This window comes from Paenarthrobacter sp. YJN-5 (genome assembly GCF_015040095.1).
GTDB lineage: Bacteria > Actinomycetota > Actinomycetes > Actinomycetales > Micrococcaceae > Arthrobacter > Arthrobacter ureafaciens.
This window is the reverse complement of record NZ_CP053544.1, coordinates 571,989-591,786: the sequence shown is the minus strand read 5'-3', so window position 1 is coordinate 591,786 and position 19,798 is coordinate 571,989. Positions and strand designations below refer to the sequence as shown.

16 protein-coding genes and 1 tRNA gene are annotated in these 19,798 nt (G+C 64.7%); 13 read left to right on the top strand and 4 right to left on the bottom strand.

Annotation, left to right across the window (positions count from 1 at the left end; translation table 11 throughout):
* Nucleotides 1-107 precede the first annotated feature (107 nt).
* The 3 genes from HMI59_RS02760 to HMI59_RS02750 all read left to right on the top strand — a co-directional run bounded on the left by HMI59_RS02760 (nucleotide 108) and on the right by HMI59_RS02750 (nucleotide 2,385).
* Nucleotides 108-1,661 (top strand): D-alanyl-D-alanine carboxypeptidase family protein, encoded by a 1,554-nt coding sequence (locus HMI59_RS02760; RefSeq protein ID WP_166187592.1) that lies wholly within the window; start codon nucleotides 108-110, stop codon nucleotides 1,659-1,661.
* Between the two features lie 74 nt (nucleotides 1,662-1,735).
* Nucleotides 1,736-1,806, top strand: a tRNA-Gly gene (locus tag HMI59_RS02755).
* 102 nt (nucleotides 1,807-1,908) lie between these two features.
* Nucleotides 1,909-2,385, top strand: a complete 477-nt coding sequence (locus tag HMI59_RS02750; RefSeq protein ID WP_193592721.1) for a nuclear transport factor 2 family protein — start codon at nucleotides 1,909-1,911, stop codon at nucleotides 2,383-2,385.
* 21 nt (nucleotides 2,386-2,406) lie between these two features.
* Here the strand turns inward: HMI59_RS02750 and HMI59_RS02745 are convergent, their stop codons facing one another.
* Nucleotides 2,407-3,837 carry an MFS transporter gene (locus HMI59_RS02745; RefSeq protein ID WP_193592720.1) on the bottom strand — a complete coding sequence of 477 codons (1,431 nt, stop codon included), beginning with the start codon at nucleotides 3,835-3,837 and terminating at the stop codon, nucleotides 2,407-2,409.
* Between the two features lie 151 nt (nucleotides 3,838-3,988).
* Between HMI59_RS02745 and HMI59_RS02740 the strand changes: the two genes are divergently transcribed.
* Together HMI59_RS02740 and HMI59_RS02735 are read left to right on the top strand one after the other, a co-directional pair.
* Complete coding sequence (locus HMI59_RS02740; protein WP_021474041.1) at nucleotides 3,989-4,843, top strand: LysR substrate-binding domain-containing protein; 855 nt, start codon at nucleotides 3,989-3,991, stop codon at nucleotides 4,841-4,843.
* Between the two features lie 45 nt (nucleotides 4,844-4,888).
* Nucleotides 4,889-5,662 (top strand): sugar phosphate isomerase/epimerase, encoded by a 774-nt coding sequence (locus tag HMI59_RS02735; RefSeq protein WP_193592719.1) that lies wholly within the window; start codon nucleotides 4,889-4,891, stop codon nucleotides 5,660-5,662.
* Between the two features lie 559 nt (nucleotides 5,663-6,221).
* On the opposite strand, the gene HMI59_RS02730 is transcribed toward HMI59_RS02735, so the two are convergent.
* Nucleotides 6,222-7,259 carry a LacI family DNA-binding transcriptional regulator gene (locus tag HMI59_RS02730; protein ID WP_193592718.1) on the bottom strand — a complete coding sequence of 346 codons (1,038 nt, stop codon included), beginning with the start codon at nucleotides 7,257-7,259 and terminating at the stop codon, nucleotides 6,222-6,224.
* 197 nt (nucleotides 7,260-7,456) lie between these two features.
* Between HMI59_RS02730 and HMI59_RS02725 the strand changes: the two genes are divergently transcribed.
* The 3 genes from HMI59_RS02725 to HMI59_RS02715 are packed head-to-tail and all read left to right on the top strand — an operon-like array spanning nucleotide 7,457 to nucleotide 10,676.
* The gene (locus tag HMI59_RS02725) at nucleotides 7,457-8,626 is read left to right on the top strand and encodes a Gfo/Idh/MocA family protein (RefSeq protein WP_166187601.1); all 1,170 of its coding nucleotides are present in this window, start codon (nucleotides 7,457-7,459) and stop codon (nucleotides 8,624-8,626) included.
* The gene (locus tag HMI59_RS02720) at nucleotides 8,626-9,840 is read left to right on the top strand and encodes a dihydrodipicolinate synthase family protein (protein WP_021474146.1); all 1,215 of its coding nucleotides are present in this window, start codon (nucleotides 8,626-8,628) and stop codon (nucleotides 9,838-9,840) included. Before HMI59_RS02725 ends, HMI59_RS02720 begins: the two co-directional genes overlap by 1 nt.
* The gene (locus HMI59_RS02715; RefSeq protein WP_021474147.1) at nucleotides 9,837-10,676 is read left to right on the top strand and encodes a sugar phosphate isomerase/epimerase; all 840 of its coding nucleotides are present in this window, start codon (nucleotides 9,837-9,839) and stop codon (nucleotides 10,674-10,676) included. Before HMI59_RS02720 ends, HMI59_RS02715 begins: the two co-directional genes overlap by 4 nt.
* Nucleotides 10,677-10,791: 115 nt before the next feature.
* On the opposite strand, the gene HMI59_RS02710 is transcribed toward HMI59_RS02715, so the two are convergent.
* Complete coding sequence (locus HMI59_RS02710; protein WP_021474148.1) at nucleotides 10,792-11,874, bottom strand: YihY/virulence factor BrkB family protein; 1,083 nt, start codon at nucleotides 11,872-11,874, stop codon at nucleotides 10,792-10,794.
* A gap of 118 nt (nucleotides 11,875-11,992) precedes the next feature.
* Nucleotides 11,993-13,216 (bottom strand): ROK family transcriptional regulator, encoded by a 1,224-nt coding sequence (locus tag HMI59_RS02705; RefSeq protein WP_193592717.1) that lies wholly within the window; start codon nucleotides 13,214-13,216, stop codon nucleotides 11,993-11,995.
* Between the two features lie 137 nt (nucleotides 13,217-13,353).
* Between HMI59_RS02705 and xylA the strand changes: the two genes are divergently transcribed.
* From xylA to HMI59_RS02680, 5 genes are all read left to right on the top strand, one after another.
* Nucleotides 13,354-14,541 carry a xylose isomerase gene (gene xylA, locus HMI59_RS02700; RefSeq protein WP_193592716.1) on the top strand — a complete coding sequence of 396 codons (1,188 nt, stop codon included), beginning with the start codon at nucleotides 13,354-13,356 and terminating at the stop codon, nucleotides 14,539-14,541.
* A 91-nt stretch (nucleotides 14,542-14,632) separates the two neighbouring features.
* On the top strand, nucleotides 14,633-16,057 hold the full coding sequence (locus HMI59_RS02695; RefSeq protein ID WP_193592715.1) for a xylulokinase: 1,425 nt from the start codon (nucleotides 14,633-14,635) through the stop codon (nucleotides 16,055-16,057).
* Between the two features lie 69 nt (nucleotides 16,058-16,126).
* Entirely contained in the window at nucleotides 16,127-17,116 is a 990-nt protein-coding gene (locus tag HMI59_RS02690) for a LacI family DNA-binding transcriptional regulator (RefSeq protein ID WP_193593650.1), read from the top strand.
* 192 nt (nucleotides 17,117-17,308) lie between these two features.
* Complete coding sequence (araB, locus tag HMI59_RS02685; RefSeq protein WP_193592714.1) at nucleotides 17,309-19,075, top strand: ribulokinase; 1,767 nt, start codon at nucleotides 17,309-17,311, stop codon at nucleotides 19,073-19,075.
* A complete protein-coding gene (locus tag HMI59_RS02680; protein WP_166187614.1) occupies nucleotides 19,072-19,779 on the top strand; it encodes an L-ribulose-5-phosphate 4-epimerase in 708 nt (235 codons plus the stop codon). The genes araB and HMI59_RS02680 overlap by 4 nt, the downstream gene beginning before the upstream one ends.
* Nucleotides 19,780-19,798: the final 19 nt, after the last annotated feature.

The following is a 19,798-nucleotide window of genomic DNA, read 5'->3' as shown; positions in this document are numbered from 1 at the left end:
GCCTCCAACACGCACTCGGGCGAGCCTTGATCGAATGGTTACCTGACATGGCACCCCGGGGCGCGGTAGAGTGCGTGCCGCTGGCAAAAACAGATGTTGGGGGAAACATGCAGCTTCACGATCACCGCGCTCGGGCGGCAAAAGTACGACGACGGCTGGTCGGGCTCGCTGCCGGCCTCGCCATGGTGACGGGCAGCGCAGCAGTCGCCGCACCGGCAAACGCAACAGCCGCCGCATCGGCAAGCGCAGCCCACATGACCCCGGCGCGGGTGGGTGCAACGCCCAACTCCGCACCGCCGTCGTCGGTTACCAAGGCGGCCCTGCCCGCCACCGTGAACCCGTTGCCGAGCGTGGACCCCATCAGCGACCCCGCAAGTTTCTCCGTGCTGGTGAACAAGTCCCGTCCGCTGAACCCCGCAAGCTACGCGCCGGCTGACCTCATCAATGCGCGCGGCTCAGGGCAGTACCTAAGGGCCGAAGCAGCGGCGTGGCTGAACGGCCTGTTCCAGGGGGCAGCGGACGCCGGTACGGGCGGGCTGTCGATCGTGAGCGGCTACCGGTCCTACGCCCAACAGCAGCAGGTCTATGCCTACTACGTCAGCATCTACGGCCAGGCATATGCGGACACCATTTCCGCGAGGCCGGGCTACAGCGAGCACCAGACCGGCCTGGCGGTGGACGTCGGCAACCAGAACGGTTCCTGCGGCCTGAGCACGTGCTTCGGGGACACTGTGGCCGGACGGTGGGTGGCTGCCAACGCGCACAAGTACGGGTTCATAGTGCGCTACCCCAACGGCTACACCGGAACCACGGGCTACAGCTACGAGCCGTGGCATTTGCGGTACGTGGGGGTGGCGCTGGCGACGGACATGAACCGCCGCGGCTACGCCACCATGGAGCAGTACTTTGCGGGCAACCCGGCCGCTGCGGCCAGCATCAAGTCCGGAGCGGACCTGGTGGCTGCCGATTCTTCCGGCCGTTTGCTGCGTTACCCGGCGACGGCGGTGGGCAGCTACGCGGCGCCGGTTCAGATCGGTTCGGGCTGGACGGGGCTGAAACAAGGCTTCGTGGTGGACTGGGATATTGACGGCGTGTACGACATCCTGGCCCAGTGGAACAACGGTGTCCTGGGCGTCTACCGGGGACTTCCCGGAGGTGGCTTCGCCGGGCAGGTTGTGGTGGGCAACGGCGGTTGGGACCGCATGACCATCACCGTGGGCAAGTGGTCGCACGCCCATCCCCGGCCTTCCGTGGTTGGGTACTTCCCCGACGGCGTCCTGCGCTATTACCCCAACACGTTCGGTGGAGCACTCAGCGGCCCGCAGGTCATCGGCACGGGGTGGAACGGCCTCGAACTCACCATGGCCGATTGGGAGGGCGATGGCGCCAACGACATCATTGCCCGCAGGTCATCGGGAGCACTCATCAACTATCGCGGTGATGGCTGGGCCGGGTTTTACGGGCCTGCGATGACGGTCGGCACCGGGTGGCAATACATGCGGGTTCTGACGCCGAGCTTTGGTCTGACAGGCGCGGGAACGCGGGGCATCACGGCCCAGACCATGGAAGGCAACCTGTACAACTACGGACTGGGCCGCGGGCAGTGGACGACGTATGCACAGGTCGGCTCCGGGTGGAACAGCCTGAAGCTCTTCAAGTAGCTCGCGCGTCTGTCCGGAACAGCTCTTGAACTGCGCTAAGCTGGGATTCGCTCCGGTCACCAACCGGGACGAATGCGGGCGTAGCTCAATGGTAGAGCGCTAGCTTCCCAAGCTCGATACGCGGGTTCGATTCCCGTCGCCCGCTCAGACGAAGACCCCTTGCCTGTGGTTCCACGGGCAAGGGGTCTTTTCTTGTGCCGCCCCGAGCCTAAAATCGTAGGTACATCACCTACCCGGGAGGTCCCCCATGACTCTCACCGACGATGCTGGGGCGGGTCCGCTCGCCGTCATCCACCGCCTGTTGGAAGCCACGAACAAACACGATCTGGAAAGCCTGGCGGAGTGCTTCGCTCCGGGCTACGTCAACGAAACCCCGGCCCACCCCACCCGCGGATTCACGGGCCGCGACACTATCCGCAGCAACTGGGAGCAGCTCTTCACCGGAGTTCCGGACATCAAGGTCCGCATGGTCTCGCACAGTGTTTCCGCAGACCAGGTGTGGACGGAACTGCACATGCAGGGTGCCTGGCGCGACGGAACACCCCACGAGCTCACAGGGGTAGTGATCTTCGGCGTGGAAGAGGGTGCCATCAATAGCGCCCGCTTCTATATGGAGCCCGTGGAGCATCTCCCCCGCGTCGTCGACACCGCGGACAGGGTCAGCCACCGGGTAACGCATGGCCGGCCGGCAACCCGGGAAGCACCGGCTGAAGCGGCACGGTAATCCACCGACGCCGGCCAGGCCTCAGGCGGTCTGTGTCCTCTCCACGATCCGCACCACGCGGCGACGGTCGCGCAGGTCCACTTTCAGCTGCAGGGAGGACCTGCGGGCGAGGACGACGGCGACCACCGCAGCTGCCGTTGCCGGAACGCCGCCTGCTATCAGGATGCCCAGCTGCGGTCCGAGGTGTTCGGCGAGCCAGCCCATCACCGGACCCCCAATTGCCTGCCCGCCAATGAGCACCACCAGGTAGAGGCTCATGACGCGACCACGGATGCCCATGTTCGAACTTGTCTGGACCATTTGGTTGGCGGCAGTGAGGAACATGAGGCACCAGAACCCTGCAAGGACCATGGCCACGCAGAACCACACCATGGAGGGCATGGCCGCCGACAGGACCAGCATCAGTCCGTAGAGGCCCGCGGATACCACCACCGAACGCAGCCGGAGCTGGCGACGGCGCGCTGACGCCACTGCCCCCGTCAGCGCACCGAGCGCAACCATGGCGTTCAGCAGGCCGTAGCCCCCGGCGCCGGCGTCGTACACGTGGTCCGCGAACGCGGCCAGCAGCACGGGCAGGCTCATCGCGAAAACTGCCACGAACCCGGCCATCAACCACGGCCAGTAAATGGTCGGCTTGCTGAGCGCGTAGTTCAATCCTTCGCGCAGCATGCCCTTCCGGCGGGGCGTGGGCTGGCTGATGTGGAGCTGGTCCTTGCGAAGGATGAAGAGCATGGTCACCGTGGAACAGCACGCCACGGCGTTCCCGGCGAAGGCCCAACCGGCTCCGACGGCGGTCAGGAGCCAGCCTGCCAGGGCCGGACCGATCAGCCCGCCCAATTGGAACGTTGTGGAGTTCACGCTGATGGCGTTGCGCAAGTACTTGGGACCGACCAGCTCGTTGACGAACACTTGGCGTGCGGGCTGGTCCAGCACGGTCACGAAGCCCAGCAGGAGAGCGATTACGTAGACGTGCCACACCTCCACCACGTGCGTCAGGGAGAGGACGGCCAGCGCGGCCGCCAGGATCGCGGCGGCGGACTGGCAGATGATCAGGATCTTCCGCTTTGCGAAGCGGTCGGCAATCATGCCGCCCCACGGTCCCAGGAACAGCGACGGCAGGAACTGCAGGGCCACGGTTATTCCGACGGCTGTGACGGAGCCGGAGAGCTGAAGCACCATCCAGTCCTGCGCGATGCGCTGCATCCATACGGCGATGACGGCAATGAAGTGGCCGATGGCGAAGATCCGGAAGTTTGGAACCTTCAGTGAAATGAATGTGTGGCGCCAGGGCAGCTTCTCGCTCACGACGGCGAGCGGCTGGGTGCTGGTGTCCGGCTGGTTCGTGGGCGGCTGGTTTGTGCCCGGCTGGTTAGTGACCGGCATGGGACCAGCAGAGAGGGAATCGACGACGGGCTGGCTGACGTTTGCCGCAGAAGGCGGAGGGGGTGCCAAAGGAAGTCCTCGGATCAGGGGTTTCAGTGGAATGCCATTAACGCTAGGGTTGCCAGCAGTAATTGTGGAAGCGTATTGCGGTGATAACTAAGATTGCGGATCGCAATGGAGCTGCTGCCACTCCGCCTTCCACCAGGCCTCGAGGAGTTCCGTGTTTGAACCTGTCCAACTCCGTTCTTTCCTCGCCGTAGCGGAAACACTGAGCTTCACCAAGGCCGCAGAACGCTTAGGCTTGGCGCAACCCACCGTGAGCCAGCACGTCCGCAAGCTTGAGACCGCCGCGAAGCGCGTGCTGGTGGCCCGGGATACCCGCGAGGTCCGGCTGACCGACAACGGTGACGCCATGGCCGGGTTCGCACGCAACATCCTGGCAGCACACGACTCCGCTGCCCGCTACTTCTCAGGCTCCGCAATGAGGGGCCGCCTGCGTTTCGGAACCGCTGACGACCTGGCCATCACCGGCCTGCCCCGCATCCTCCGCGAGTTCAGGCAGCTTTACCCGCAAATCAACCTCGAACTCACCGTGAGCCAGAGCGACCAACTGTACAAACGCCTCAACGCCGGGCAACTGGATCTGGTGTTCGTCAAATGGGTGGCAGGAGCCAAGGACGGTACGGTGGTCCGGCATGACAACTTCGCCTGGGTGGGCCTCGAGCAGACTGTCCTGGAGCCGGGTGCTCCGGTACCGCTGATCGCCTACCCCGCTCCGAGCCTGAGCCGGAAGCTTGCCATTGACGCGTTGGAGGCGGCAGGCCGGACCTGGCGGATCACGTGCAGCACCAAGCAGATCAGTGGCGTCCTCGCAGCGGTGCGGGCCGGCATCGGAGTGGCCGTCATGCCGGCTTCCCTGGTTCCGGAAGACCTCAAAGTCATCACCCAACGCTTCGGGCTGCCACCGGTGGGGGACGTCGACTTCACATTGATCCGGAATCCCTTGGCCAACGCAGAAGTCATTGACGCGCTGACCCAGGCGATCATGGGCAGAACGCTAAACAAGTCCACATAGCAGTCAGGCCTATCCCGGTAAGCGCATTCCCGGTAGCCTTGGCCGATGATCGACCTCACTACGCTGGCGGACCTCACGCCCGGCATCTGTTCCGTCACACTCCGCTCCGCGAGTATCGAAGAGGTGGTCGGCATTGCCTCCGAGGCGGGACTGGCGGGCATTGAGTGGGGAACGGACGTGCATGTCACAGATACCGCTGCCGCGGAGAAAGCCCGGGAGGCCTCGGAGGAAGCCAGCCTGACCGCGCTTTCCCTCGGCTCCTACTATCGCGCGGGCTCCTTCGGGGACTTCGAGCAGGAGCTCAGACTTGCGGAGACCCTGGGCGCACCGAGGATCCGGATCTGGGCAGGCGGGTCGGGCTCAGCCGACGCGGACGCCGAACTCCGGGACGCCGTCATCCGTGATGCCCGGCGGGTTGCAGGGCTCGCTGCCGAACGCGGAATCTCCATCGCTTTTGAGTACCACGCCAACACCCTCACCGACTCCCCCGAGGCCACCCTTGACCTCTTGGATCCCGTCGGCCAAGGCAACGTGGGCATTTACTGGCAGCCCGCCGTCGGGCTTTCCGATCAACAAGCCCTGGAATCGCTTCACAAGGTCCTGCCGCATGTGGTCGGCGTCCATTGCTTCTCTTGGGGCCCGGAAGCTGAACGCCAACCCCTGCGGTCACGGAAGCAGCTGTGGCAGGCAGTCTCCGATGTGCTGAGGGGCAATGGGAAAGACATGGACGCGATGATCGAATTCGTCGAGGACGACCTCCCGGAAAACGTGCTCAACGACGCCACGTTCCTGCACAGCATCACCCTCGGCGAGGACTAAGCCCGGGCACGTCCGCCGAGTTCGCCGCAATGCTGCGGTTCGTGGGGAAGCTTGGGGGTGTCATTGCAGGTTTCCGGCGAACGCGGCGAAAAGCATCGCCCGGCCGACCTCAGGCGGGGTCGCCGGCAGGGACCTCAGTGCAGTGCCGAAGCCAGCTCGGCGTTCCACTCGTACAAGTTGATGGCGTCATCATGGCTGGCGCCTCTGCTTTGCGCCGCACGGTCAAAAGCTGTCAGTCGGGCAGGGGTGATGGCCCTGCGTATCTCGGCGTACTGCAATTGACCGGACCCGCCTATCTCGGTAGTGTCTTGCGTACACGCTTCGGGTTTTGAGGGCGAAAGCCTACGCTCGGAGATAAAAGAGATTGAGAAAATGCCACCCGATCGGGTGGCATTTTTCATGCTATCGACGTGCTCCATTCGGGCCCAATCCGACTCAGGCGCCTGTTGAAAACCGGGCACAGCGGCCGAGTTAGCCGCAACGCTGCGGTTCGTGGGAAAGCTTGGGGTGTCATTGCAGGTTTCCGGCGAACGCGGTAAAAAGCATCGCCCGGCCGACCTCAGGCGGGGTCGCCGGCAGGGACCTCAGTGCTGCGTCGAAGCTTGACGGACCCTGTGACAGAACCGCCTTCCGTTGCTCCGGCAGCCAGGCGGCCGATCTCCTCCAACGGCAGGAACACGGTGGACAGGGCCGGACGGAAGTCGCGGAGGGTTTCAATGTCGTCGAACCCGGCAATGGTGGCGTCCCTCGGGATCCACACCCCCTTGGAACGGAGGGCCGCGGTAACGCCAATGGCCATGACGTCGTTGACAGCGAAAATGCAGAGCCGGTCCTTGGCTGAGGTGATCCGTTCGGCCAACGCCAGCCCGGCGTCGTAACCACCTGCACGGTTGAAGCCGGTCCGGATAACCTCGGCGGCAGGCCTGCCGGCTTCCGCAAGTCCACGCTGGAATCCGCGGACACGGTCGTCCGAGGTTAAGAGCCCTTCCGGTCCCGCCACCACCACGAACCCAGCGTCGTGGGAGCCTGCAAGTTCCCGGGCCAGGTCGGCAGCGAGTTCTTCGTTGGGTACCTCCACTACGCGGTAGCCCTCGGTTGTTGAAGCACCCACCACGGGATGGCCCACCACCCCTACATGGCCACCGTTGCGGCAATAGCGGTCCAATTCCGCGGCGAGCCCGGCATTGGCCAGAGCGTCTTCGTCCCGGGCAGAGCGTGAACCGGCGATCACGATCGAATCAGCCCGCCGCGCCGCAAACGCGGCCACGGCTTCACGTTCTTCTGCGGGCGATCCGGAGGTGCTGGCCAACAGCACCATGCGGTTTTGCTCGCGGGCCGCGCCCTGTACTCCCCGGGCAATCGCCGAGAAATAGGGGTCGGCGATGTCGTGCACTATGAGGCCGATCAAACCCGAGCTGGACTTGGCCAGTGCCTGGGCCTGCGCGTTGGGGACATAACCGAGCTTGTCCGCAGCCTGGCGAACCCGGTCGGCGATGTCCTCTGCCGGCTTGCGGGAGGATCCGTTCAGGACGCGCGACGCCGTTGCCAGGGAAACCCCTGCCAGGCGCGCTACTTCGCTCAGTGTGCTGGCGGCCACGACGGCCCTCCTTCTCTGCGTGCGCCCGGGACTGGCGCTAGGGAAATTATGGCAGCATTCCTCCATTTCCGGGAAAGCGCTTGCCAAGCAGCCGCGCCATAAGGCATCATCGATTCAGTGGGAATGCGCTTTCCCATCCTGCAGACATCCACTGCCCGCACCGTCGCGGCAGGCAACTTTAGGCACTTGGAGAAAACATGGGCTTCGAAACAAAGACGATCCGCATCGCCATGAACGGCATCACCGGCCGAATGGGATACCGCCAGCACTTGCTGCGTTCCATCCTCCCCATTCGTGACGCGGGCGGCTTCACCCTGGAGGACGGCACCAAGGTCCAGGTGGAGCCCATCCTTGTGGGCCGAAACGAAGCCAAGATCCGTGAACTCGCCGAACTGCACAAGGTTTCCGAGTGGACAACGGACCTCGATGCCGTGATCAACGATCCCACCGTGGACATCATCTTCGATGCCTCCATGACCAGCCTCCGCGCCGCCACACTGAAGAAGGCCATGCAGGCCGGCAAGCACATCTTCACTGAAAAGCCCACGGCCGAGACGCTTGAAGAAGCCATCGAACTGGCCAGGATCGGCAAGGAAGCCGGCGTCACCGCAGGCGTCGTCCACGACAAGCTGTACCTCCCGGGACTGGTGAAGCTGCGCCGCCTGGTTGATGAAGGGTTCTTTGGCCGCATCCTCTCCATCCGCGGCGAGTTCGGCTACTGGGTCTTTGAAGGTGACGTTCAGGCAGCACAGCGCCCGTCCTGGAACTACCGCAAGGAGGACGGCGGTGGAATGACCACGGACATGTTCTGCCACTGGAACTACGTCCTTGAAGGCATCATCGGCAAGGTCAAGAGCGTCAACGCCAAGACCGCCACGCACATCCCCACCCGCTGGGACGAAGCCGGCAAGGAGTACAAGGCAACGGCTGATGACGCTTCCTACGGCATCTTCGAGCTGGAGACCCCGGGCGGCGACGACGTCATCGGCCAGATCAACTCTTCCTGGGCCGTGCGCGTGTACCGCGACGAACTGGTTGAGTTCCAGATCGACGGCACGCACGGTTCCGCCGTCGCAGGTTTGAACAAGTGCGTCGCGCAGCAGCGCGCCCACACCCCCAAGCCCGTCTGGAACCCGGACCTTCCCGTCACCGAATCCTTCCGCAGCCAGTGGCAGGAAGTCCCCGCCAACGCCGAACTGGACAACGGCTTCAAGTTGCAGTGGGAAGAGTTCCTGCGCGACGTCGTAGCGGGACGCGAGCACCGTTTCGGCCTGCTTTCCGCGGCCCGCGGAGTGCAGCTGGCCGAACTCGGCCTTCAGTCCTCGGCCGAGCGCCGCACCATCGACATCCCGGAGATCAGCCTCTAATGACGTCCCTTATCCTCCCCACCGACGACGGCGGTACCCGCGAATACCGCCTTCAGGCGGCCACCACATGGGCCAAACCCGCTGCTCCCCTGACCGCACGGCGCGCTTATGCCGCAGCCCACGTCATCCCCGAGGTCGCTGCTGACAACACCCCCGGCGCCCCGGCCCAGCTCGACTGGGAAGCCACGCTCGCCTACCGGCATGAACTATGGTCCTACGGCCTGGGCGTTGCCGATGCCATGGACACCGCTCAACGCGGCATGGGCCTGGACTGGGCCGCAACCCAGCAACTCATCAAGCGCACCGGCGCCGAGGCCGCCTCGGTGGTGGGCGGCAACAACGCCGCAATCGCCGGAAAGTCCGTGCGTGACCTCGTTTCCTGCGGCGCGGGCACCGATCAGCTGGACATCGCCGCCCTTCCGGACGGCGCAGCCGGCATCAAAGCCGTGATCGAGGCCTACCGCGAGCAGATCGCCGTCGTCAGCGAAGCCGGTCCCAAGGTGATCCTGATGGCATCCCGCGCGCTGGCCAAAGTGGCCACCAGCGCCGACGATTACCTGCACGTCTACTCCACGCTCCTCCAGGAAGTCGAACAGCCGGTCATCCTGCACTGGTTGGGCACCATGTTCGATCCCGCACTGGCCGGCTATTGGGGCTCGGACGACGTTTCCGTGGCTACCGACACGTTCCTCAGCCTGATCCGTGAACACGCGGACAAGGTGGACGGCGTGAAGGTTTCCCTGCTGGATGCTTCCCATGAGGTTGGCCTCCGCGCAGCCCTTCCGGAAGGCGTGCGCCTCTACACGGGCGACGACTTCAACTACCCGGAACTGATCGACGGCGACGCCACCCACCACTCGGACGCGCTGCTGGGCATCTTCGCGGCCATCTATCCGGCCGCGTCGGTCGCCCTCCAGAAGTACGACGCCGGCAACGGTGCAGAGGGGCGCGCCATCCTTGATTCGACGCGTGAGCTGGGAAAGCACATCTTCAGCGCACCGACGTTCTACTACAAGACCGGAATCGCCTTCCTGTCCTGGCTCAACGGCAGACAGCCCGGCTTCCAGATGGTGGGCGGACTGCACTCCGGCCGTTCCGTGCTGCACCTCTCGAAGACCTTCGAGCTGGCAGACAAGGCCGGGCTCTTGAAGGACCCGTCGCTGGCAGCTTTCCGTATGTCCGATTACCTGCGGATCAACGGGGTGGCCGCATGAGCGACTTCTCGCGTCTTTCCCTCAACAGCGCCACCACCAAGAAGTGGACGCTCGCGGAAGCAGTCGACGGTTGCGCACGGGCGGGCATCCCGGCCATCGGCCCTTGGCGTGACCGCGTTGCGGAAGCGGGCCTGGACAAGGCAGCCAAGCTGATCAAGGACGCCGGCCTTCGGGTCTCATCACTGTGCCGCGGCGGTTTCCTCACGGCAGCCGATCCCGAGGGCCAGGCAGCAGCACTTGCCGACAACTTTGAGGCTGTCCGCGAGGCCGTGGCGCTGGATACCCGGGAGCTGTTCCTGGTGGTCGGCGGACTCGCACCCAAGGAGAAGGATGTTGTGGCTGCCCGCCAGCGCGTCGCGGACCGGCTCGAGGAACTGGTTCCCTTCGCCTCGGAAAACGGCGTGCGCCTGGTGCTGGAACCCCTGCACCCCATGTACGCAGCGGACCGGGCACTCATTTCCACCCTCGGCCAGGCCTTGGATCTTGCCGCGCCCTACGACGCCAGGGCCGTGGGCGTCGCCGTCGACACCTTCCATGTCTGGTGGGATCCGGAACTGAAGGCGCAGATCGAACGCGCCGGCCGCGAAAACCGCATTGCTTCCTACCAGGTGTGCGACTTCAACCTGCCGATTGCCGCCGATGCGCTGCTGTCGCGCGGAATGATGGGCGACGGCGTCATCGACTTCGCGACCATCGGCACCTGGGTCAGGGACGCCGGATACACGGGTGACATCGAGGTGGAGATCTTCAACCAGGAGATTTGGGATGCGGACGGGGACAAGGTCCTGGAAACCATGAAGGAGCGCTACGCGGAGCTCGTGCTTCCGTACGCCTGAGACTTGTGATCCGTCAGGTCGGGAATCCCTGGCGGATCACAGCCAAACGAGCGGATCCCTGCCAAGGTCACGGCAGGGATCCGCTTTTGTTTGTGCCCCCGGCAGGTCCAGGGTCCTAGGAGCTCCGCCCGCTTTCTCCCTTGCCGTGGACTTCACGGATTTCCTCACCGCTGCGGACCAACTCGTCTTCCTTTTCCTGCATCTTGTCGCTCTTCTTGGTGTCGCGCGGAGGCAGTTGAATGGTCTCTTCAGCTTCGATGCCGCCCTGCAACTGACGGCCCCGCTCCATCTCGGCGTCGAACTCTGCACCAAACAGGAGGGACATGTTCAGGATCCAGAGCCACAGCAGCATGATGATCACACCCGCAAGGGCGCCATAGGTCTTGTTGTAGTTGCTGAAGTTGGCAACGTAGAACCCAAAGCCGAGCGAGGCCAGGGCAAAGATCACCAGGGCGATCAGGGAGCCCATGCTCATCCAGCGGAACTTGGGCTGCTTCACGTTGGGAGTGAAGTAGTAGAGCACCGCGATGATGGCGACGACGATCAGGATCAGGACCGGCCACTTGGCAATGTTCCAAATGGTCAGGAACGTCTCCGACATACCGATGGCCCCGCCCACTGCTTCAGCCACCGGGCCGCTGAGGACAAGCATGGCCGCCACCAGGGCAGCGCCAACCACGGCCACGACGGTCACGGCGAGCATGGTGCCGCGCAGCTTGACGAAGCCGCGGCCTTCGTCCACCTCGTAGACTCGGTTCATGGCCCGGCTAAAGGCCGTGGTGTAGCCGGAAGCTGACCACAAGGCCACCAAAATACCGAAGACCAGGGCCAAACCTGCGGTGTTGGACTTAGTCAGCTCTTCGATGGGCTGGCGCATGGCTTCGACACCCGGCCCCGGCGCGAATTGCTGGACGATGTCCAGGAGCGCCCCGGTCGTCTTCCCGGCATCGCCAAAGATACCGATCAGGGAAACCAGGGCGAGCAGCGCCGGGAACATGGAAAGGACCGCGTAGTAGGTCAAACCCGCGGCCGCGTCGGGGCACTGGTCCTTGGTGAACTCACGCAGCGTGCGCTTGGCAATGTACGTCCAGGTGGGCTTCACAAGGTCATTGGGACTGTCCGGCTTCCGGGAGTCCTCGGGAGAAGGGGCAGTAGCTGCCTTCGCGGTGCTGGTCTTTTCAGTTTCGTTAGTACTCATGAGGCACCTGTCCGTGGGGGATAGCTTGCGCGAACAACTGACCCAACAATACTAAGCATGCTGATTATCACAAGGGAAGTCCGTTGCCCCAATCAGGCCGGCGCCCACGGGCCGGCTTTCACAGTCCGCCCGCGGCGGTGCGGTCCGTCACCACCAGGCCCAGCGGCGACGCGATGACGGAGCGGATCACCTGCCCGGCAGCGCCAAGCAAGGTACCGGCGTGCTTGAGTCCGGACACCTTGAGGCCTTCGGGGCGCACCAGGCCCGGGGCGTGGCGCTCCACGCTGGCCAACACCGCGGGACGCAGCCACTCGGCGAGTTCGGCGAAGTGACCGCCCAGGACCACGGCTTCAATATCCATCAACCGGGCTGATGAGGCGAGCGCGACGCCCAAGTACTTTCCGGCGTCGTCCACTGCTTTGACGGCGCGCGGCTCCTTGTCCGCCAAGGCGGCCAGCAAAGCTGCCGTCCGTCCGGAGAGTGGACCGGGGGCAATCCCGGCAGCCTCGAACACAGCCTCCTGGCCCGCGAAAGTTTCCAGGCATCCCACGCCGCCGCAGGAACATCCGGACCCCTCCGGGTGCACCACAATATGGCCGAGCTCCCCGGCCGAACCGCCGGGGCCCGTGTAAAGCTCGGAGCCGATGATGACGCCGCCGCCTACGCCTACTTCGCCGGAGACGTAGAGGAAATCGGGCTGGCCTGCTCCGTACCAAAGCTCGCCCAAGGCAGCGCTGTTGGCCTCATTGGACAACCGGACACCCAGCGGCACATCACCCAGCAGCGCGTCCACGTTCAATTGTTCATGCTCCCAATGGAGGTTGGGAGCGGACAGGACAACACTTCGGGCCTCATCCACGAGGCCCGGAACGGCAAGCCCGCCACCCAGGATGGCTATGTCCTCCGCGGCCGCAGCGTCCTTCGCCTCGCCGGCAAGTTCTGCAAGCTTGGCCATGACCTCGCCGGGTTTAAGACCGCGGTGATGCGACTCCACAGTGGTGGTGAAGCGGAGGTTTCCCCCGAGGTCCACCAGCCCCACCGCGAGGTAATCCACGTTGATTTCCATGCCCACCACGCCCCGCCTGGGGCTGAGCTCCAGGCCCTGGCCTGGCCGGCCGCGTTCGCCGTCCCTGTAGAGGCCCACCTCGGAAACGAGCCCGGATTCCACCAACTCCGCAACCAGGCTGGACACGGCCGCCTTGGTGAGGCCGGTTGCCGCAGCCAGCTGCGCCCGGCTTGGCTTGGCGTCTCCCGTCCGGGCTATGGAGTCCAGGACCAGTGAAAGATTACGACGGCGGACGTCACCCACCCGCCCGGGCGCGGCGTTCTCATTCACTGGCATGGGACTTCCTCGCGGCTTGAAAGTTTCTTGTCGGATTCCATTGACCATGATCCATCATCACCCATATAGTTCAGATTGAAAACTAATTGGAGTGCTTTTCTCAGGTGCCTCCGTCCACGCATTGCAAAGGAGCAAGAATGTCCCCGCAACCCACACCCCAGGACCGTTTCACCTTTGGCCTCTGGACTGTTGGCTGGACCGGCAATGATCCCTTCGGTGTTCCCACCCGCGAGGCGCTGGACCCGGTGGAAGCCGTCCACAAGCTGAGTGAGCTTGGCGCCTATGGCATTACGTTCCATGACAACGATCTGGTCCCGTTCGACGCCACCGGGTCCGAACGCGACCTCATCCTCAAGAACTTCAAGGGCGCCCTCGCAGAAACGGGCCTCAAGGTGCCCATGGTCACCACCAACCTGTTCAGCCACCCGGTCTTCAAGGACGGCGGCTTCACGTCCAACGACCGCTCCATCCGCCGCTACGCCCTGAGCAAGGTCCTGCGGAACATCGATCTGGCCGCTGAGCTCGGCGCAGAAACGTTCGTCATGTGGGGCGGCCGCGAAGGCAGCGAGTACGACGGCTCCAAGGACCTCTCCGCAGCACTGGACCGCATGAAGGAAGGCGTCAACACCGCCGCGGGCTACATCAAGGAAAAGGGCTATGGCCTGCGCATCGCGCTGGAGCCCAAGCCGAACGAGCCCCGGGGCGACATTTTCCTCCCGACCGTAGGCCACGCCCTGGCATTCATCGCCCAGCTGGAACACGGCGACATTGTCGGCCTCAACCCGGAGACCGGCCACGAACAAATGGCGGGCCTGAACTTCACCCACGGAATCGCCCAGGCACTGTGGGCCGGCAAGCTCTTCCACATTGATCTCAACGGCCAGCGCGGCATCAAGTACGACCAGGACCTGGTGTTCGGCCACGGCGACCTCACCAGCGCCTTCTTCACCGTCGACCTCCTGGAGAACGGCTTCCCGAACGGCGGACCCAAGTACGACGGTCCGCGCCACTTCGACTACAAGCCCTCACGCACCGACGGTTACGACGGCGTCTGGGAGTCGGCCAAGTCCAACATGGCCATGTACCTGCTCCTCAAGGAACGTGCCGTTGCCTTCCGCGCGGACCCCGAAGTCCAGGAAGCACTCGCAACCTCCGGCGTTTTCGAACTCGGCGAATCCACCCTGGCCGCCGGCGAGACCACCGCGGACCTCCTGGCTGACGCATCAGCCTTCGAGTCGTTCGACGCCAACAAGGCCGCGGAGCGCTCCTTCGCCTTCATCAGGCTGAACCAGTTGGCCATCGAGCACCTCCTCGGCGCCCGCTGATTCATTCCATCGTGAAGTTGCGGTGGCCGATCCGGCTTTGACCCGGACCGGCCACCGCACCCGATCCGTTTACACGAAAGATAAGAGAGCCATGCCCCTCGTCGCCGGGATCGACAGTTCCACACAGTCCTGCAAGGTGGTCATCAGGGACGCAGCAACCGGCGCCCTGGTGCGCCAGGGCCGCGCAGCCCACCCGGAAGGCACCGAAGTCCACCCCGACCATTGGTGGAACGCGCTACAGGAAGCCATCGCCCAAGCGGGCGGATTGGACGACGTCGACGCCGTTTCCGTAGGCGGCCAGCAACACGGCATGGTGTGCCTCGACGAGTCCGGCGAGGTGGTGCGGCCGGCACTTCTGTGGAATGACACGCGCTCCGCTCCCGACGCCGAAGCCATGGTTATGGAAGCAGGCGAAGGAGATCCGGCTGGCGGCGCAGCGCAGTGGGCCGCGCTCACCGGTACTGTCCCGGTAGCATCCCTGACAGCCACCAAGCTGCGCTGGCTTGCATGCAACGAGCCGGAAAACGCCCGACGCACCGCTGCGGTTTGCCTGCCGCATGACTGGTTGTCGTGGCGGCTTGCCGGCCACGGTCCGGGATCGGGCCCCGAGTCGCTGCGCCTGCTCCGCACAGACCGCTCCGATGCTTCCGGGACAGGCTACTTCTCCACCGAACGCAATGAATACCTGCCGCAGGTCCTTGAGAACACGCTGGGTCATGTGCCCCTGCTGCCCGTAGTCCTTGGACCACTGGAAGCGGGCGGCAAGACTCCCGCCGGCGCCCTCATCGGACCCGGCGCCGGGGACAACGCCGCAGCGGGACTCGGCGTCAGCGCCGCCGTCGGAGATGTCGTGGTGTCGATCGGCACCTCCGGGACAGTCTTTGCCGTATCCGATGTTCCGGCCAAGGACGCCAGCGGCCTGGTGGCGGGGTTCGCCGACGCCACAGGCAACTACCTCCCCCTCGCCTGCACCCTCAACGCCACCAGGATCTTCGATGCCACCGCATCGTTGCTCGGGGTCGACCTTGCCGAACTGGGCCGGCTGGCAATGTCCGCTCCGGAGGGTGCCGGCGGCCTGACGCTCATTCCTTATTTCCAGGGTGAACGCACTCCGAACCTTCCCCATGCCACCGGCTCCCTCCATGGGCTTACGGTGTCCAACTACACGCCCGCGAACCTGGCGCGCGCCGCCGTCGAGGGTGTCCTGTGTTCGCTGGCGGACGGCCTTGCCGCGCTTCAGGCGCAAGGCGTGGCCGCCCGGCGGATCATCCTGGTGGGCGGAGGCGCGCAATCCGAGGCCGTGCAGCAGGTGGCCGCCGCGGCGTTCGGGCTGCCGTTGTCCGTGCCGGCACCGGGAGAGTACGTCGCCGACGGCGCAGCACGTCAGGCCGCCGGAGTCCTCACCGGATCGCTTCCGGACTGGCACATGGAGGGAACCAACGTCGCCGCCGGTTCCCCGGACCCGGAGTTCCTGGCCAGGTACCGTCATTACGCCGCGAAGGCAGCCAACCACTGATCGGCGTTGCCGGTGCTCTATCGTGACAGGGTGAGCCCCGAACAATCCGCCCCCAGTCGGCCTCCGGTCATGGAAGACGTCGCCCGCGTGGCCGGCGTTTCCCACCAAACAGTTTCCCGGGTCCTTAACAACCACCCGAACGTCAGCGCAAAAACCAAAGAGCGCGTCGAGCAGGCGATCACCGAGCTCGGGTACCGGCGGAACACCGCTGCCCGCAGCTTGGTGACACGCCGGTCCCAAACCATTGGGGTGTTGGGCAGCGAGCTTGCCCAGTACGGGCCGTCGCACACACTGCTCGGCCTCCAGCAAGCGGCAAGGGATGCGGGCTACTTCGTCAGTGTCGCCGGGCTGCGGGACGTGACCCCGGAGTCCATCAAGGACGCCGTAGCCCACTTCATGGACCAAGGCGTGGACGGCATCGTAGTCACCGTTCCCCATCCCGGAACATTCGATGTCCTCAAGGACATCACCACGCAGGTCCCTTTGGTGGCCGTGGGAGCAGCAGGCGATGAACAGCTCACAGGAGCTGCGGTGGATCAGCAGGAAGGCGCCCGCCTGGTGGTGGAACACCTCGTGAACCTCGGACACCGGAAAATCGGCCACCTCTCCGGGCCTGCCGGTTGGATTGATGCGGCGGCCCGCATCGAGGGTTGGCGTGACGCGCTAGCCGCAGCCGGACTGGACCCTGCACCGTTGATCGAGGGCGACTGGACAGCCGAATGCGGCTACCGGCAAGGCCTCGCAATCGGTGCGGAACGCTCCGTCACCGCCCTCTTCGTCGCCAACGACCAAATGGCCCTGGGCGTGCTGCGCGCTTTCCACGAAGCCGGAGTGCGGGTACCGGAGGACATCAGCGTGGTGGGCTTTGACGACCAGCCCGAGGCCGCCTATTTCATCCCGCCACTGACCACCGTGGCGCAGGACTTCGAAGAACTCGGCCAGCGTTGCATCTCGCTGCTCCTAGACCGGTTGGAGACGGGCCATCCCGGCGCCCCGGTCACGGTCCGGCCCCGCCTGGTGGTGCGCAACACGACGTCCGCCCCTCCCCCTCCCAACTGAGTCGCAGCACTGCGCGTTTTGAGCCGTGAAAACGCGCACTGCTGCGACCTAGATGGGGGCGGTGGTCGGTGGGGTCTTGACTTGCTTGTTGTTAGCGCTAACAATTGCAAACAGACCTCTTGTCCGCCCCTCCCTCATCCCACTTCACCCGACCCCGGCAACGAGGCCTTGGCCAGCCGGATGGAGAATCCCATGAATCCCGCAGAAAACTCACCCCTGGATCAGCAGTACGTCATCGGCGTCGATTTCGGGACGCTGTCCGGACGCGCGGTAGTAGTCCGCGTCTCGGACGGGCTGGAACTCGGCAGCGGCGTCTTCGAGTATCCGCACGCCGTGGTGTCCGAGGTACTCCCCGCTACCGGCGAGCGCCTCCCCGCCGATTGGGCCCTCCAGGTGCCCAACGACTACCGCGACGTCCTGCGCAACGCAGTACCTGCCGCCGTCGCCGATGCCGGCATCGATCCGAAGAACGTAGTGGGCATCGCCACTGACTTCACGGCCTGCACCATGGTCCCGACGACGGCGGACGGCACTCCGCTGAACGAACTGGACCGCTTCGCGAACCGGCCGCACGCCTACGTCAAGCTTTGGCGTCACCATGCCGCGCAGCCCCAGGCGGACCGCATTAACCAGCTTGCGGAAGAGCGGGCGGAAGCATGGCTTCCGCGGTACGGCGGGCTGATTTCCTCCGAATGGGAGTTCGCCAAAGGCCTGCAACTGCTGGAAGAAGATCCGGAACTCTACGCCGAAATGGACCACTTTGTGGAGGCTGCGGATTGGATCGTCTGGCAGCTGTGCGGCACCTACGTTCGGAACGCCTGCACCGCCGGGTACAAGGGCATCCTCCAGGACGGGCAATACCCGTCCGAAGACTTCCTCACGGCACTCAACCCGCAGTTCGGGGACTTTGTGTCAGCGAAGCTGGAACACCGGATCGGGCGCCTCGGCGAAGCGGCGGGAACCCTGACGGAGGAAGCTGCAGCCTGGACCGGATTGCCCGCCGGGATCGCCGTGGCTGTTGGCAATGTGGATGCCCATGTCTGCGCCCCCGCGGCGAACGCGGTCGAACCTGGCCAGTTGGTGGCCATCATGGGCACGTCGACGTGCCACGTCATGAACGGGGACACCTTGCGTGAAGTCCCCGGCATGTGCGGAGTGGTCGACGGCGGAATCGTGGACGGGCTGTGGGGTTACGAAGCCGGGCAGTCCGGTGTGGGGGACATCTTCGGCTGGTTCACCAAGAACGGCGTTCCACCGGAATACCACCAAGCTGCCTCGGCTCAAGGCGTCAGCGTCCACGAGTACTTGACCGAACTCGCGGAGAAGCAGGAAATCGGCCAGCACGGCCTGATTGCGTTGGACTGGCACTCCGGTAACCGCTCGGTGCTGGTGGACCACGAACTGTCCGGCGTTGTTGTGGGCCAAACGTTGGCTACCAAACCGGAGGACACCTACCGGGCTCTGCTCGAGGCCACGGCATTCGGCACCCGGACGATCGTGGACGCCTTCCGTGACTCCGGCGTTCCAGTGAAGGAGTTCATCGTGGCAGGCGGGCTCCTCAAGAACAAACTCCTCATGCAGATCTACGCCGACGTCACCGGACTGCAGCTTTCCACGATCGGTTCAGAACAAGGCCCGGCGCTGGGCTCGGCCATCCACGCGGCAGTGGCTGCGGGCAAGTACAAGGACATCCGTGAAGCCGCCGCGGCCATGGCTGCAGCCCCGGGTGCCGTGTACACGCCCATCCCCGAAAACGTCGCGGCCTACCAGGCACTGTTCAACGAGTACCGGACCCTCCACGACTACTTCGGTCGCGGCACCAATGACGTGATGCATCGGCTCAAGGCCATCCAGCGGAAAGCCGCATCCAAGGGCGGAGCAACAGCGATGGCCGGCGACGCACCGCCGTCGAACGCCGCGTCCCAAGCAAGCCAAGCACTGGAAGGTGCCACCGCATGAGCTCCCTCCAGGACACCATCGCCGCAGTCCGGCAGGAAGTCTGCGGGCTGCACACCGAACTGACCCGATACCAGCTGGTGGTGTGGACGGCCGGCAACGTCTCCGGCAGGATCCCCGGCCACGAGCTCATGGTCATTAAACCGTCCGGCGTTTCCTATGACGACCTCACCCCTGAACAGATGGTGGTCACCGACCTCCATGGCGTGCCGGTCAACAGCATCACCACCGGCACCGGTGAAACGATCACCTGGCACAATCCGGCCCTATCGCCGTCCTCCGATACCGCCGCACATGCTTACGTGTACCGGAACATGCCCGAGGTGGGCGGGGTGGTCCACACACATTCCACCTACGCCACAGCGTGGGCTGCCCGCGGAGAGGACATCCCCTGCGTGCTGACCATGATGGGGGACGAATTCGGCGGCCCGATTCCCGTGGGGCCGTTTGCGCTGATCGGTGACGACTCCATTGGCAAGGGAATCGTGGAGACGCTCAAGAATTCGAACTCCCCCGCGGTGCTGATGCAGAACCACGGGCCTTTCACCATCGGCAAGGACGCCCGCGCGGCGGTGAAGGCAGCCGTGATGTGCGAGGAAGTTGCCAAGACCGTCCACGTTTCGCGCCAACTTGGCGAGCCGCTGCCGATTGATGAAACCCGGATCGCTGCACTCTTCGACCGCTACCAGAACGTCTACGGGCGCTGAACCAGGCCCACCCCAAACT

Excerpts from the sequence above, each read along its gene's own strand:
- HMI59_RS02760 (WP_166187592.1), top strand. The coding sequence starts at position 108 with ATGCAGCTTCACGATCACCGCGCTCGGGCGGCAAAAGTACGACGACGG.
- HMI59_RS02750 (WP_193592721.1), top strand. The coding sequence starts at position 1,909 with ATGACTCTCACCGACGATGCTGGGGCGGGTCCGCTCGCCGTCATCCAC.
- HMI59_RS02735 (WP_193592719.1), top strand. The coding sequence starts at position 4,889 with ATGATCGACCTCACTACGCTGGCGGACCTCACGCCCGGCATCTGTTCC.
- HMI59_RS02725 (WP_166187601.1), top strand. The coding sequence starts at position 7,457 with ATGGGCTTCGAAACAAAGACGATCCGCATCGCCATGAACGGCATCACC.
- HMI59_RS02720 (WP_021474146.1), top strand. The coding sequence starts at position 8,626 with ATGACGTCCCTTATCCTCCCCACCGACGACGGCGGTACCCGCGAATAC.
- HMI59_RS02715 (WP_021474147.1), top strand. The coding sequence starts at position 9,837 with ATGAGCGACTTCTCGCGTCTTTCCCTCAACAGCGCCACCACCAAGAAG.
- HMI59_RS02710 (WP_021474148.1), bottom strand. The coding sequence starts at position 11,874 with ATGAGTACTAACGAAACTGAAAAGACCAGCACCGCGAAGGCAGCTACT.
- HMI59_RS02705 (WP_193592717.1), bottom strand. The coding sequence starts at position 13,216 with ATGCCAGTGAATGAGAACGCCGCGCCCGGGCGGGTGGGTGACGTCCGC.
- xylA (WP_193592716.1), top strand. The coding sequence starts at position 13,354 with ATGTCCCCGCAACCCACACCCCAGGACCGTTTCACCTTTGGCCTCTGG.
- HMI59_RS02695 (WP_193592715.1), top strand. The coding sequence starts at position 14,633 with ATGCCCCTCGTCGCCGGGATCGACAGTTCCACACAGTCCTGCAAGGTG.
- HMI59_RS02690 (WP_193593650.1), top strand. The coding sequence starts at position 16,127 with ATGGAAGACGTCGCCCGCGTGGCCGGCGTTTCCCACCAAACAGTTTCC.
- araB (WP_193592714.1), top strand. The coding sequence starts at position 17,309 with ATGAATCCCGCAGAAAACTCACCCCTGGATCAGCAGTACGTCATCGGC.
- HMI59_RS02680 (WP_166187614.1), top strand. The coding sequence starts at position 19,072 with ATGAGCTCCCTCCAGGACACCATCGCCGCAGTCCGGCAGGAAGTCTGC.